We start from the raw sequence: 13850 nt of genomic DNA, 5'->3' as shown, positions 1-13850 counted from the left end.
GTCAGTCAGAGCAGTTCTGAGATGCGATTCACCCCCGGCCTGAAGGCCGGGGCACTCTCGCAAGATCAGCGGTAGACGCCCGGGAGAGGCCCGTGACGTCGTCGAGGCCGTCCGCTGCGTCGAGGTGCTGCCGTTCGCCCACCGGAGCGGTGCCGCGGTCGACGGCGGGCGGGTCGCGGGCCGATCCTGCCCGCGACCCGGGGCGGGCCCACGGCCTTGTCCGACGGCGCCGCAGGGCTCAGGAAGAGGGGGAGGTGGTGCTCGGCTCCCGGCTCCCAGCGGCGTCCGGCGCAGCCGCCGGTTCCGTCGTCCCCGGGAGCGGGAAGGCCGAGCGTACTGCGGGAAGGGTCAGGACCACGGCCACCGCCGCGAGCTGCCAGACCGCGCCGAAGCCCAGCACCCCCGCGGTGCCGACCAGGACGGCCGACGGGCCGGCCGCGGCGAGGCCCACCGGCCCCAGCGCGAAGGCCCCGAAGGTGCCGTACGCGCTGACGCGGGCGAGCGCGCCGACCGGCACCTGCGACTGCGTGACCGTCGCGTAGAGAGTGCCGCACACGGCCGAGCCGACGCCGGCCGCCAGCGCGGCGGCGCAGATCCATGGCAGCGGCAGCCCGGCGGCGAGCGCGGCCGAAGGCATGGCCCAGCCCGAGGTGGCGGCCGTGCCCAGGAGCAGTGGACGGCGGGGCCGGCGCCCCAGCATCACCGTGCCGCCCACCACGGCTCCGGCCCCGTACAGGGCCATGACCAGGCCCCACGAGGACGGCCCGCCGAGGTCCCGTTGGACGACCAACGGCCCGAGGACGAGGAACGGCGCCCATACGAGGAGGTTGAACAGGCCGACGTGGACGGAGGTGATCCACAGCCAGGTCCGGGAGCGGAACTCCGTCCAGCCCTCCCGCAGCTCCCGGACGAAGGACGAGGCGGATCCGGCGGTCCTGACGGTCCGCGGCAGCAGGAGCAGCGCGACGACGCTCACCCCGTAACTGAGGGCGTCCACGGTGAGGACGGCGGAGGCGCCCGCGGTCGCCGTGAGGACACCGGCGAGCGCGGGTCCGGCGATCGACGCCGCAGACCGGGCCATGCCGAGCAGCGCGTTGCCGTCGGCGAGCTTGTCGTCCGGCACGATGCGCGGGACGAGCGCGTCGAGAGCCGGGGTGAACAGGGCCTCGGCCGCGCCCCAGACCACGACCAGCGCTATCAGCGTCGCCATATGCGCAGCGCCGCCGATCAGGGCGAGGGCGAGGCCGGCCTGGGTGAGGCAGCGCGTGACGTCGGCGGCGAGCATCGTGCTGCGGCTGCCCCAGCGGTCGGTGAGGACGCCGCCCGCGAGCAGCACCAGCACCAGCGGCAGGATGCGGGCCGCCAGGACCAGGCCGAGTTCGGTGCCGCCGCCGCCCGTCTCCAGGACCGCGAAGGCGAGTGCCACGGACGCCATCGACGATCCGAGGAGCGAGGTGCTGTAGCCGAGGAAGAAGCGGCGGAAGTCGCGTTCGCGCAGGACCGCGGCGCGGGGAATGAGTGCCATGGGCGCAGCGTGCAAGAGGCGCGTGGCGACACGCCAGGCCGGCGGGCGAAATTATTGAGTCTGGTCGAGTCAACTTATGATGGCGAGTGCGCACAGGGAAATGACATTTACTGCGGTCGATCTCGGCGGGCCCGGTGGTGAGCCGGGTCGCCCGGCCGACGGACCGACAGGGGAGGAGCGGGCACCGTATGACCCATCCGGTGGAGTACGCCGTGGCCGTCGACCGCTTCCTCGCCGCCTCCAAGCTGGGCGAGGGATCCCGGCGGGTCTACCGGATCGCACTGGTCACCTGGGCCTGGGGCCTCGTCGACCGGCCCCCGCCCGTCGGCGGCGGCCGTCGAGGCGCCGAGCCGCCGGCGGTGCCGCTGGCCGTGCTGGACGCGCCGGGTACCGCGGGACGGCTGCGTGAGGCCTTCGCGCTGCGGTCCGCGGCGGTCGGCGCCCGTACCGCCAACCGTGAACTGTCCGTCCTCAGCAGCGCCGTGACGTGGTGGCGTGCGGAAGGCTGGCTGAACGGCGACCCCACGACGGGCCTGCGGGCCCTGCCCGTGCCGAGGGCGCGCCGTGCCGAGCCGGGACTCGGCGCCGACCAGGTGCGCCAGGTCCTGCGCCTGGCGGCGCCGCTACGGGAGCAGGCCTTCTGGCATCTGCTCCACGAGACGGGGGCGTCTATCGAACGGCTTCTCGCGCTCGACGTCGACGACCTCGATCTGCCCGGCCGCCGCACCCGCGAGCGCTCGGGGCCGCCGTTGCGCTGGGGGGACGGATCGGCCCGGCTGCTGCCGCTGCTCGTGCTCGGACGCGTCGAGGGCCCGCTGTTCCGCACCGGGCGGGGGCGTTTGTCGTACCGGCGTGCGGCAGAGGTGTTCACTGACGCGACCCGTCCGCTGGATCCTCTGGGACGTGGCTGGACGTTGCGGCGGCTCCAGGCGGCGGGTCGGCGTTGACCGGGCCGCCGCGCGGTGATCTGTGCCGACGACGGGGCGGTGGCGCCGGGCGCGGTACGGGCGTCGGCTCACCGGGGGGCGTTGGCGCACCGGCGTGCGGCGGAGGTGCTTCAGGCGGCGGGTCGGCGCTGAGGGGGTGCCGCGCGTGAGTCAGCCGAGGACGCGCAGGGCGTTCTCCACGGCCGCGGCCATCCGCGTGCGCGCGCGGGACAGATAACGGCGCGGGTCGACCGCGGTGGAGTCCGCTGCCAGGGCGTCACGAACCGCGCCCGTGAAGGCGATGTTCAGCGCGGTACCGATATTGATCTTGACCATGCCGGCGGCGACAGCCAGGCGCAGTTCGTCGTCCGGTACGCCGGTGGAACCGTGCAGCACCAGCGGGACGGGTACCGCACGGCGGAGACGGGCGATCAGGCCGTGGTCAAGCCGTGCCGTGCGGGTGGTCATGGCGTGCGAGCTGCCCACCGCCACGGCGAGAGCGTCGATCCGGGTGGCGCCCACGAAGGCGGCTGCCTCGGCGGGGTCGGTGCGGGCGCCCGGGGCGTGCACGCCGTCCTTCCCGCCTATCGCCCCGAGTTCGGCCTCCAGCCACAGACCGCGGGCGTGCGCCCAGTCCGCGGCGGCCCGGGTGGCGGAGACGTTGCGGGCGTGCGGCAGGACCGACGCGTCGTACATCACGGAGCCGAAGCCGCAGTCCGGCGCGCTGCGCAGTAGGTTCTCGTCGGTGACATGGTCGAGGTGGAGGCCCACGGGGACCGCGGCGGACTCGGCGACCGCGGCGGTCGCGCGTGCGATCGGCGCGAGTGAACCACCGTGGAAACGGACCGCGTTCTCGCTGATCTGGCAGACCACGGGCCGCCCGGCGGCCTCGGCGCCGGCGACGATCGCCTCGGCGTGCTCCAGGGAGACGACGTTGAAGGCGCCGATCCCGCGCCCGGTGGTGTGCGCCGCGCGGACGAGTTCGGCGGTGGGGACCAGCGGCATGACGCCTTGACCTCCCGAAGTCGGGGTGCGGGAAGGTGACGGCCGATGACGTCACGCACGGCGCGGCGGCCCGGCACGAGGGGGGCTCGTGTGAACCAGGCGCTCGCCGGGCGCGCCGCACGGGCCGTGGTGGTCGCCGACGTGTCCGAGCCGGGGAAGCGTGCCTTCGCGCGGACCCGCCCGGTGACGGACATCGACGTCCTGGTGATGGACGGGAGCACCCCCGGCCGTGCTGATCGAGCCCTTCACGGCGGCCGGTTCGGAGGGCGCCGACACGCGACCTGCACTCGCACGAGCCACCCCCTCGCCGTCCCAGGCCGTTCCGCGCAACAGCATGCAACGTCCTGCGGGAGAAGCGCTAGAGTCGGGCAGATCCACACATGATGCTCGACCGGGCGTGCTCGGCACGACGGGCCGCCGGACAGGGACGGAGGCCGTCGATGAGCCGGAGTGGAGCGGGGAACACGAGCCGGAGCAGGACCGAGACCGAGACGGCGACCCAGCCGGACTGCTGGCGCCGTGCTGTCGTGCTCGCGGGCGACGGCACGGCGCCCTGGCGGGCCGCGTTGCCCAGGGCCGGCGAGCGGGTGGCGGTCGTGGGGTGCGGCACCTCGTGGTTCATGGCGCACGCCTACGCGGTACTGCGAGAGAACGCCGGCCAGGGTGAGACGGACGCCTTCGCGGCCTCGGAGATTCCGGCCGGCCGGGTCTACGACAGGGTCGTCGCCCTCACCCGTTCCGGCACCACGACCGAGGTCCTCGAGGTGCTGGCCCGGTTGCGCGGCGGCACCCCCACGGTGGCCGTCACCGCCGATCCCGCCACCCCTGTCACGGAACTGGCCGACGCGGCGGTGGTGCTGGACTTCGCCGACGAGGTCTCGGTCGTGCAGACCCGCTTCGCGACGACCCAACTCGTGCTGCTGCGCGCCTTGTTGGGGGAGGAAGTCGCCCATCTGCCCGTGCAGGCGGAGGCCGCGCTGGCCGCGCCGCTGCCCGAGGGGCTGCTGGAGACGGAGCAGTTCACCTTCCTCGGCCGCGGCTGGGCCTACGGCGTGGCGCAGGAGGCGGCGCTCAAGATGCGGGAGGCGGCTGGCGCCTGGACGGAGGCGTACCCCGTCATGGAGTACCGGCACGGCCCGATCAGCGTCGCCGGTCCGGGGCGGGTGGTGTGGTGGTTCGGTGACGCGGCGGACCTCCCGGCGGGGATGGCGGGGGAGGTCGCGCGCACTGGTGGTCGCCTGGTCGCTCTGGGGCGCGACCCGCTTGCCGACCTGGTCGTCGTCCAGCGGCTGGCCGCGGCGCTCGGCGCGGCGCGGGGGCTCGACCCGGACGCGCCGCGGCACCTGACGCGTTCGGTGGTCCTCTCCGACGGCGCGGGGTGACGACGGGGAGCCGGCCGCTGTATGCGGTGACGGCACGCCGTCCCCGCCCTGCGGAGGGCGGGGACGGCCTCATGTGAGCGCGGTCAGTTCTTCGACCACTTCTGGTTCGTCGTTCCGTAGCACGTCCACAGCTGGAGCGGGGTGCCGGAGGTCGTGCCCTTGTCGACGACGTCGACGCACTTGTTCTTGACCGTGAGGTCGTGGGACGAGTTGAGCCTGAACTGCTGGGCCCACCCGCCGTTGCAGCGGGCCAGCTGGATGACCGCACCATCGGAGAAGTTCGCGCCGGCCAGGTCCATGCACATGCCGAAGGCGCGTATGGTGCCGTCGGAGCGGAAGTCCCACTTCTGCCAGGCGCCGTCGTCGCAGGTCTGGATCTGCAGCCGGGCGCCGTCGCGGCCGGGGCTGGTCCTGGCGCCGCTGACCGCGATGCACCGACCGCTCTGCGAGCTGCGGATCCGCACGCCGGGCACGGTGGTCGTCTGCTCCGACGTGGACGGTGTCGTGCCGCCGGACGAGCCGGAACCGGAGCCCGACGAGCCGCCGGAGCCCGACGAGCCGCCGGAGGTCGAGGAGTCGCCGGAGGTCGAGGAGTCGCCGGAGGTCGAGGAGTCGCCGGAGGTCGAGGAGTCGCCGGAGACCGACGAGCCGCCGGAACTCCCGGAGCCGCCGGTGGCCGAACCGCCGCTGCCGCCGCTGCCGCCGCTGCCGCCGGTCCCGTCGCCGCTGCCGGGGGCGCCGCCCACCGGCGGCAGGCCTCCGTTGGTGGAGCCGCTGCCGCGCACGGAACCGCCGGCGTCGGCCCGTCCCTGGGATCCGCCGGCCGCGGCGACCTTTCCTCCCCCGGCGGGGGAGTTCTTGGCGCCGCTGCCGGGCGACGCCGGCAGGACGCCGCTCTGCGAGGCACTGGGGGCGCCGGCCGCCACCGAGTCGCCCTTGCCGCCCCCGTCGGGCAGGACATTGATGGTCGCCATCAGGGGTACGACGAGGATCGCGCAGCCGATGACGGCCGACGTCGTCGCCAGCACGCTCCACGCCCGCCGGTCCGGCAGGAACCGCCGGTGGGGCAGGGAAGGGCGTCGGGCGAAGGTGTCCGCGAAACGGGGCCTGGCCCCGTCGAGAACGTCGGGTTCCCGTGGATCGGGATGGGGAGGCACGTGGTCTCCTGTCGGATCGGGAATCTGGCGGAACTGTGCGGCGCGCGTCCGCCCCACGGTTTCCGCATGGTGAACTTTTGATTACGCATTCGTCAGCGCACCGGCGAATGATCAGATATGCGCCGACCCCGTGGTCGGAGCATGTCGATCAGCACTCTAATCTCTACGCCATGTGTGTGAACGAGTCCGACTGCCGCAGGGACGGGGCGGAGATCCTCACCGACGACGGCACCGGCGGCGACGACGAGTACAGTGCTGTCGCCAGCCTGATCATCGCGGAGCGGGACAGCCTGCGGCGCTTCGTCACCGGCCTCATGGGCCGGGACGTGCACGCCGCGGAGGACGTGCTGCAGGAGACCCTGCTGCGCGCCCTGCAGCGGGTCGGGAGGCTGGATGTGCACGAGCGTCCGGTCCGCATGTGGCTCTTCCGGGTGGCCCGCAACCTCGTCGTCGACCACCGCCGCCGCGACCGAGCGGTTCCCGTCGGTATCAGTGCCGCGGACTTCGCGGGCACCGCGCTCGAGTACTCCGGCGACCACGCCGGCCTCGTCGCGGACCGCTCCGTGCTGCTCGCCGCGCTGGACGCCCTCCCACCCGCACACCGTGAAGCCGTGGTGCGCGTGCACGTCATGGACCAGACGGGAGCCGACGCCGCCGCCGACATGGGTGTGCCGCGGGGCACCGTCAAGTCCCGCACTCACCACGGAGTGCGGGCCCTGAGGGCAGAACTCGCCCGTCGCGGCGTGAACGGAGTGGCAGCGTGAACGTCCCCGCCGGCTGGAACCGGCTGATCGGACTCGTCGGAGTGCTGATCCTGGCCGTCGTCCTGGCGCACTGGATCGTCCGCCGTGCGGGCGGCTGGGGCGCGCTGCGCCGCCGCGTCGTGCGCGAGGTGACGACGGCCGCCCGCGCCTTCGCCACACCTGTCCGCACAGAGCTGCGGCACCGCCGCGGCCTGCGGGTGCTCGGCCGCCTGCTCCGCGACGCCGCCGGCTGGGCGGACGCCGAGACCGCACTGCGCCGCGCCGCCGCCGAACGCCCCGGCACCCGCCCCTACGCGGCACTCCTCGGCACCGACGTCGTCGGCGTCTACGTCGCCCATAGCCACGGTGAGGGAGCGCTGCCCCGGCCGTGGGCCCGCGACGCGGCTGAGCCGCGCCTGTGGTGGATCCGCCGGGCCGACCTCGACCGCGGGGCGGAGACCGGGCGAGGTAGGGCGCCTGTGCTCGTCTGCCTGGGCAGGGCCGACGCCGACGCGGTGCTCCTCGATCTGACGGCCGTTCCCCCGGCCGTCTCCTTCATCGGGGAGCGGCGCACCGCTCGCGCCGTCCTCCAGGCCGTCGCCGCCCAGCTCGACGTCCGCCTCCCCGTGGGGGACGTCGTGGTCGGCGCCGGGGTGCACCCCCGGCACGCCGGTCCCGCCGACGTCTTCGACCGGCCCGGCGCCCGCTACGCCGTCAGCGCCGAGGCGCCGGAACGCAGCCGGCCGGCCGGAGTGCGCCTGCTGTCCCTGGGTGTCGCCCACCACAGCACCCTGATTCTGGAGGCGGACCGCGACGGCAACCTGCGCCTGCACGGCGGCCCGCCCGCCCTCACGATCGACGCGCTGCCCCTGGCCCGCGTCGTCGCCCGGCTGCTGCGCTCCCTGCCGCCAGTCCCCGGTGACGACGACGGCCCCGGTCCCGACCGACCGTCGTTCCACTCCGCCCTCGACGACGACCTCGTCGAGGAGGGGTTCTCGTCGGCCTCCATGGCCCTGTCCGCCACCGCCCGCCGTCCCGACCCCGGCTCGGCCCCCGCCGCCGCGGAACACGCCGCCGACGACGACCTCGCCGAGCCGACCGCCCTCGGACCGGCGGGCGTCTCCGCCGCCACCGCACGCTCCTCGTCCTCGTGACGCCCGAACTGGGAAGACCGTGAACCTCACCATCACCACCGTCGACGGCGCGGACGGTGCGCGCCGCGACCACCTCGTAGGGCTGCCGGCGCGCTCCACCGTCGCAGACCTCTCGCAAGCCGTGGACGGCGCGCTGACCCGCGACGTCTATCTGGACGGCCGCCGGCTCGAACCCGACCTGCCCGTCGCCGAGGCCGGACTGCGCGAAGGCGGCATCCTCAGCCTGGGCGCCCCCGGTACGGATCCCGACCGGGTTCGTGTCGGCGACGCGACCGACGCGGGACCGGTGCTCGCCGAAGTCCACATCGTCTCCGGACGGCAGGCCGGACGCACCTGGCGACTCGGGTTCGGCAGCCACGAGATCGGCTCCGGACCGCTCTGCGCGATCCGCCTCGAGGGCGACAGCGTCCCCGAGGGGGGCCTGTGGGTGACCGTCGGCGCCGACGGCTCCGCCCACTGGCATCGCACCCGCACCGGGCCCGGCGACGACGTGCGCGGCCGGGTCGCCGCGCCCCCGCCGGACGACGCCGTCACCGCGCTGCGCCGTACCCGCCCGGAGCAGGTCGCCACCGAGCGCATCGCCGCCGCGGGACGGCCGGTGCCGTGGCCGCCCGGCGAGGACCTGACCGTGGGCTCCGTCCTGCTGCGGATGAGCACGCCGGTCGAGGCGGACGCCGCCGTGACGGAGTCCGCGGACGGCTTCGGCATCGACTACAACCGCCCGCCGCGGATCGCCCCGCACCTGGACGGCGAGCGGGTCCGGCTGCCCTCCCCGCCCAGGCCCCCGGGCAAGCGGCCGTTCCCCGCCGCCATGATGATCGCCCCGGTGATCATGGGCTTCCTCATGGTCGCCATCTTCAAGTCGTACTACTTCATCGCCTTCATCGCGCTCGGCCCGATGATGATGCTCTCCAACTGGGTCACCGGCCGCCGCACCGCCCGCAAGGAGTACGAGGAGGCGGAGCGGCAGTACCAGCGGACCCGCGCCGCGGTCGAGGACGGCGTCCGCGAGGCCGTCGCCCGGGAGCGCCAGATACGCCACGTCACCGGGCCGGACCCCGCCGCCGTCGCCCTGATGGCCACCGGCCCGGGCAGCCGGCTGTGGGAACGGCGCCGCCACGACCCCGACCACCTCGTCCTGCGGCTCGGCACCGCCGACCAGCCCTCGCTGCGTGAACTCGAGGACCCCGCGCGCGATGAGAACCACCGCACCATCCGCTGGAACATCCCCGACGCACCGATCGGCGTGGACCTCAGCGGGCACGGCGTGGTGGGTGTGGCCGGCCCCGCGGCCGAAGTGCAGCCGCTGGCCCGCTGGATGACCGTGCAGGCGGCCGTGCTGCACAGCCCCCGCGACCTGCGGATCGTGCTCCTCACCGACGCCGAGCGCGCCGACGACTGGGGATGGGTCCGCTGGCTGCCGCACGTGCGGCCCACCGCGCCCGGCGGCCCGCTCGTCCTGATCGGCAACGACCCGGAGTCGACCACGGCCCGCGTGTCGGAACTGGTCGCCCGGATCCAGTCGCGCAAGCGGAGCACCAAGAACGACCGCAGCGCCGCCGTCGTCGGCCCCGACATCCTGGTGATCGCCGACGGCGCGCGCCGGCTGCGCGACGTGCCCGGCATGGTGCAGGTCCTCACCGAGGGTCCGGCCGTCCGGGTCTTCAGCGTCTGCCTCGACGAACAGGAGCGGCTGCTGCCCGAGGAGAGCACCGGAGTGGTGCTCGCCGAGTCCGGCCGGCTGACCGTCAAGCGCCCCGGCACGCCCGACATCCCGGGCGTCCGTGCCGACCAGGTCACGCCCGAGTGGTGCGAGCAGGTCGCCCGCGCCGTGGCGCCGGTCCGCGACGTCAGCCCCGAGCACGACGCCGGACTGCCGCAGCGCGTGAAGCTGCTGGACCTGCTGAACCAGGAACCGCCCAACGCCGACGAAATCCTGGAGGGCTGGCGCTCGCGGCCCGCCGCCACCTCCTTCGTGCTCGGCAGCGGCTTCGAGGGCCCGTTCTCCCTCGACCTCGTCCAGGACGGACCGCACGGACTGGTCGCCGGCACCACCGGCTCCGGCAAGTCCGAGCTGCTGCAGACCTTCGTGGCCTCCCTCGCCGCCGCGAACCGGCCCGACGAACTGACCTTCGTCCTCGTCGACTACAAGGGCGGCAGCGCGTTCAAGGAGTGCGCGAATCTGCCGCACACCCTCGGCATGGTCACCGACCTCGACGCCCACCTGGTCGAACGCGCCCTGGAGTCGCTCGGCGCCGAGCTGATGCGCCGTGAGCACGTCCTCGCCGCCGCAGGCGCCAAGGACCTCCCCGACTACCAGGCCAAACGCGCCGCCGACCCCACGCTCGCGCCGCTTCCCCGGCTCCTGCTGGTCATCGACGAGTTCGCCACCCTGGTGCGCGAGGTTCCGGACTTCGTGCCCGGACTCATCAGCATCGCCCAGCGCGGACGGTCCCTCGGCATCCACCTCGTCCTCGCCACCCAGCGCCCCGCCGGTGTGGTGACCGCCGACATCCGCGCCAACACCAACCTGCGGATCGCGCTGCGGGTCACCGACCCGTCCGAGAGCCAGGACGTCATCGACGTCAACGACGCCGCGGAGATCTCGCCGGCCACCCCCGGCCGCGCCCTCGTGCGGCGCGGCCCCAAGTCGGCCGAGCCCTTCCAGACCGCGTGGGTGGGCGCCGAGCGGCCGCGCCCGAAGACCGCCGAGGACACGGAGCCGGACAGCGGACCCCGCAAGCCCGTCGCGGCGTCGGCACTGTCCTGGGACGCCCTCGGGCGGCCAGCGGCACTGTCCCCCGCCGAGGCCGTCGTCACCCAGGCCCCCCAGGCGCCCGCCCCCACCGACCTGCAGGTCCTGGTGGAGGAGATCCGCACGGCCGTGGACCGGCTGGAGGACCACACCCCGCAGCCCAGCCCCTGGCTGCCCGCGCTGGAGCGGCACGTGCTGCTCGACGACCTCGACGCGATGAACCCCGTCCGCGAGGGACGCCTGCTCATCCCGTACGCCCTGGAGGACGTGCCGCAGCTGCAGCGGCGCCACGTTGCCGCGGCCGACCTGAGCAACTTCGGCCACCTCTACGTCATCGGCGCGCCCCGGTCCGGCCGCACCCAGGTGCTGCGCACCCTGGCCGGCTCCGCCGCCCGCTACCTGAGCACCGCCGACGTGCACGTCTACGGCATCGACGCGGCCGGCGGCGGCCTCGCCGCGCTCACCACGCTCCCGCACTGCGGCGCCGTCGTCGCCCGGCACGACACCGAGCGGCTGGAGCGGCTGCTGCGCCGCCTCAACCAGGAACTCGTCAACCGCCAGGAGCTGGCGCAGCAGCACAACGCCACCGGCATCGGAGAGCTGCGCAAGGTGCTGCCGAAGGCGGAACGCCCGGCGCACATCCTGCTGCTGGTCGACGGCTGGGACGCCCTGTCGTCGATGCTCGACGAGCACGAGTACAGCCATCTCTACCAGGACATGGTCCGCCTGGTGCGCGAAGGAGCCGCCGCCGGCATCCACTTCGTCGGCACCTCTGAGCGCGCCCTGCTGGGCGGCCGTATGGCGGCCCACAACGACCACCGGCTGATCCTGCGGCCCGGTGACCGCTCCGACGTGCAGGCCGTCGGCATGAAGCCGAGCAAGCTGCCGGCGGACATCCCGCCCGGCCGGGGCTGGCACATCCTGACCGGTACCGAGACCCAGGTCGCCCTGCTCGCCTCGGGCGGCGGCACCGAACAGGTCGAAGCGCTCCGGAAGATCGGCGCCGCCGCGCTCAAGCGCGACGCGAGGGTGCCCCAGGCGCGGCGCCCGTTCACGGTGGCCTCGCTCCCGCGCTCGGCGGAGTTCGCCGCGGTCTACGACAAGGTGCCCGACGAGCGGAAGCGGCCCCTGTGGGCCCTGCTGGGCGTCGGCGGCGACGCGGGCGAGCCGGTCGGCGTGGACCTCGCGGGCGCGTCCTCGGTGTTCGGCGTCATCGGCCCCACCGGCTCCGGCCGTAGCAACGCGCTCGCCTCGCTGGCGGTCTCGCTGCTCGCCGGCGGCACCTCACTGGTCGTCCTTACCCCGCGTGAGTCCCCGTTGCGGGCGCTCAGCCGGCACGGCACGGTCCGGGTCGTCACCGACACCGAGCCGACCGAGGAGACGCTGCGCTCCGCGCTCGCCGCGCTGCCCGGACCGCGGGTGGTGATGGTCGACGACGCCGACCTGCTGGGGATGTCCGGCGCCGACATAGTCCTCAAGGAGATCACGGTCTCCGGCCGCGACCAGGGACTCGGTCTCGTCTACGCCGCGACCGCCGACGGCGTCCAGGGCGGCATGGGCGGCTGGATGGCCGGTGCCCGCAAGGCCAGGCGCGGCCTGCTGCTGGGGCCGAAGAGCATCAACGAGGGCGAGTTGATCGGCGTACGGCTGCCGCACGCCATCACCCGGGTGGCACCCCATGTGGGCCGCGGCTGGACCGCGGGACCGGGCAACGAGGTGATGGCGCTGCAGGTGCCGCTGACCTCGCTCCGCACGGAGTGACCCCTGAGCCCGTGGCCCGCACCGCCGAGTGCGGGCGACGGGCGTACCGGGCACGACGAAGGGGCCGGGCGGGAGAGGACTCCCGCCCGGCCCCTTCGTCCGCTGCGGACTACTTCTTGTTGAAGTTGGCCGCGATCTGGGAGTCGAAGTCCTCGGCGCCCTTGGCGATCGAGGTGAACGCCTCACCGAAGTTCTCCAGGCCGTGGATGGCCTGGGTGAGGCTGGTGGTGAACTGCTGGTAGGCGTCGCGGATGGCGGGGCTGGCCTGAGGCAGCACCAGCTCGTCGTTGAGCATGTTCTCGACCTCGTTCTTCAGGCCCGTGAGCCGGGTCATCCACTCGGAGCAGGTGTTGGCGTGAGACTGGGCCCGCTGCCGGACCTCTTCGGGAACGATGTGGATCGCAGGCATTGCGTCGCCTTTCTGTTCTGCTGACTGGCCTGGGGGTGGTGTCCCCGATCAGGCGATCTTCGGGTTGGTGCCGCCGTGGGTACCCGGGTTCTGCGGATGGGTGTCCGGGTCGTACGGGGTGTGGTTCGGGTTCTTGGGGCCGTCGCCCGGCTTGTCGCCGTCGGAGTACTGCCAATCCGGCGCCTTGCCGTCGGCGCCCTTGGGCCCACGGGTGTACTCGGTGTGGCTGCCGTCGCTGCCGGTGACGGTCATGGTGCCGCTGCCGTCGCTGTTGATGTTCGCCACGGTGTGCGCCGTGCTGCCGTCGGGATACGTGGTGTCCGTCGTGTAGCTCGGGCCGTTGTACGTGGTGGTGGAGGTGTAGGTGTTGCCGTCGTACTTGACGGTGGTCACCTCCTTGGTGACGTTGCCGTCCTTGTCGACCTCCACGTGCGAGTCGATCGAACCGCCGTTGGGCGTGTCGACGTGGAAGTCGGGCGGCGTGTCACCGGGGTTGGTGGCCTTGCAGAAGTCCGGCAGCTCGCCCGGCCCCTCGCAGTCCTTCAGGTGACTCTGCTTGTAGTCCCACAGGTCCTTCTGCTGCCGCCAGTTCTGCACGTGCAGATTGGCGCTCATCACACCGATCTCGGCGCCCAGCTCGGAGTCGAACTCGCGGAAGGCCTCGCCCACCCCGCCGAAGGCGGCGGCCAGCTCCTTGAGGCCCTTGTCCGCGCGTTTCATGGTGCCGCTGGCGTTGGAGTGGAAGCGCGACATCGCGCCGGCGATGCCCTCGTGGCCGAGGATCGCCTCCGCCTCACCGCTGCCCGAGCCGAGGCGGCCGAAGACGCCCTTGCTGACGAGCGGGTCGATCTCGCCCGCCAGAGCCTCCAGGTCGCGTTTGGCGGCGTTGAGGACGTCGTAGTCGATTTTGATCTCGGGCACAGGGGACCTCCGTACGGCCCGTGGAGAATCCGGTCAGCACGACCACGCACCACGCCCCCCGGTGGTTCACCGCCGCGCGCGAGTTTGACCCACGTCACATGAACCGCGCGCG

10 protein-coding genes are annotated in these 13850 nt (G+C 73.7%); 5 read left to right on the top strand and 5 right to left on the bottom strand.

All coding sequences use genetic code 11. The features are described from left to right. Positions 1 to 238: 238 nt before the first annotated feature. Complete coding sequence (locus AC3ET4_RS18815; protein WP_431950795.1) at positions 239 to 1525, bottom strand: MFS transporter; 1287 nt, start codon at positions 1523 to 1525, stop codon at positions 239 to 241. 188 nt (positions 1526 to 1713) lie between these two features. Here AC3ET4_RS18815 and AC3ET4_RS18810 point away from each other — a divergent pair, with 188 nt between their 5' ends. Then, a complete protein-coding gene (locus AC3ET4_RS18810) occupies positions 1714 to 2472 on the top strand; it encodes a hypothetical protein (RefSeq protein WP_431950793.1) in 759 nt (252 codons plus the stop codon). Between the two features lie 150 nt (positions 2473 to 2622). On the opposite strand, the gene AC3ET4_RS18805 is transcribed toward AC3ET4_RS18810, so the two are convergent. Next, positions 2623 to 3456, bottom strand: coding sequence for a class II fructose-bisphosphate aldolase (locus tag AC3ET4_RS18805; protein WP_431950791.1), 834 nt, complete (start codon positions 3454 to 3456; stop codon positions 2623 to 2625). A gap of 440 nt (positions 3457 to 3896) precedes the next feature. Between AC3ET4_RS18805 and AC3ET4_RS18800 the strand changes: the two genes are divergently transcribed. Beyond that, positions 3897 to 4838, top strand: coding sequence for an SIS domain-containing protein (locus AC3ET4_RS18800; RefSeq protein ID WP_431950789.1), 942 nt, complete (start codon positions 3897 to 3899; stop codon positions 4836 to 4838). An 83-nt stretch (positions 4839 to 4921) separates the two neighbouring features. Here the strand turns inward: AC3ET4_RS18800 and AC3ET4_RS18795 are convergent, their stop codons facing one another. Continuing rightward, complete coding sequence (locus tag AC3ET4_RS18795) at positions 4922 to 5995, bottom strand: ricin-type beta-trefoil lectin domain protein (protein WP_431950787.1); 1074 nt, start codon at positions 5993 to 5995, stop codon at positions 4922 to 4924. A gap of 170 nt (positions 5996 to 6165) precedes the next feature. Here AC3ET4_RS18795 and AC3ET4_RS18790 point away from each other — a divergent pair, with 170 nt between their 5' ends. Genes AC3ET4_RS18790 through AC3ET4_RS18780 form a run of 3 tightly spaced genes read left to right on the top strand, consistent with a single transcriptional unit; the run spans position 6166 to position 12408 of the window. Further along, on the top strand, positions 6166 to 6759 hold the full coding sequence (locus AC3ET4_RS18790) for a sigma-70 family RNA polymerase sigma factor (protein ID WP_431950785.1): 594 nt from the start codon (positions 6166 to 6168) through the stop codon (positions 6757 to 6759). After that, a complete protein-coding gene (locus tag AC3ET4_RS18785) occupies positions 6756 to 7892 on the top strand; it encodes a hypothetical protein (protein WP_431950783.1) in 1137 nt (378 codons plus the stop codon). The genes AC3ET4_RS18790 and AC3ET4_RS18785 overlap by 4 nt, the downstream gene beginning before the upstream one ends. A gap of 19 nt (positions 7893 to 7911) precedes the next feature. Further along, complete coding sequence (locus AC3ET4_RS18780) at positions 7912 to 12408, top strand: FtsK/SpoIIIE domain-containing protein (protein ID WP_431950781.1); 4497 nt, start codon at positions 7912 to 7914, stop codon at positions 12406 to 12408. A 109-nt stretch (positions 12409 to 12517) separates the two neighbouring features. Here AC3ET4_RS18780 and AC3ET4_RS18775 read toward each other — a convergent pair whose 3' ends face one another. Together AC3ET4_RS18775 and AC3ET4_RS18770 are read right to left on the bottom strand one after the other, a co-directional pair. Beyond that, positions 12518 to 12817, bottom strand: coding sequence for a WXG100 family type VII secretion target (locus AC3ET4_RS18775; RefSeq protein WP_431950779.1), 300 nt, complete (start codon positions 12815 to 12817; stop codon positions 12518 to 12520). A gap of 48 nt (positions 12818 to 12865) precedes the next feature. After that, entirely contained in the window at positions 12866 to 13738 is an 873-nt protein-coding gene (locus AC3ET4_RS18770; protein ID WP_431950777.1) for a hypothetical protein, read from the bottom strand. Positions 13739 to 13850: the final 112 nt, after the last annotated feature.

Source organism: Actinacidiphila sp. bgisy167 (assembly GCF_057707665.1).
The sequence above is the reverse complement of the archived record's forward strand: the minus strand, read 5'-3'. Positions and strand labels throughout refer to the sequence as shown.

Bases quoted from the DNA above. Each gene is read 5' to 3' on its own strand.
- AC3ET4_RS18815 (WP_431950795.1), bottom strand. From the start codon at position 1,525: ATGGCACTCATTCCCCGCGCCGCGGTCCTGCGCGAACGCGACTTCCGC.
- AC3ET4_RS18810 (WP_431950793.1), top strand. From the start codon at position 1,714: ATGACCCATCCGGTGGAGTACGCCGTGGCCGTCGACCGCTTCCTCGCC.
- AC3ET4_RS18805 (WP_431950791.1), bottom strand. From the start codon at position 3,456: ATGCCGCTGGTCCCCACCGCCGAACTCGTCCGCGCGGCGCACACCACC.
- AC3ET4_RS18800 (WP_431950789.1), top strand. From the start codon at position 3,897: ATGAGCCGGAGTGGAGCGGGGAACACGAGCCGGAGCAGGACCGAGACC.
- AC3ET4_RS18790 (WP_431950785.1), top strand. From the start codon at position 6,166: ATGTGTGTGAACGAGTCCGACTGCCGCAGGGACGGGGCGGAGATCCTC.
- AC3ET4_RS18775 (WP_431950779.1), bottom strand. From the start codon at position 12,817: ATGCCTGCGATCCACATCGTTCCCGAAGAGGTCCGGCAGCGGGCCCAG.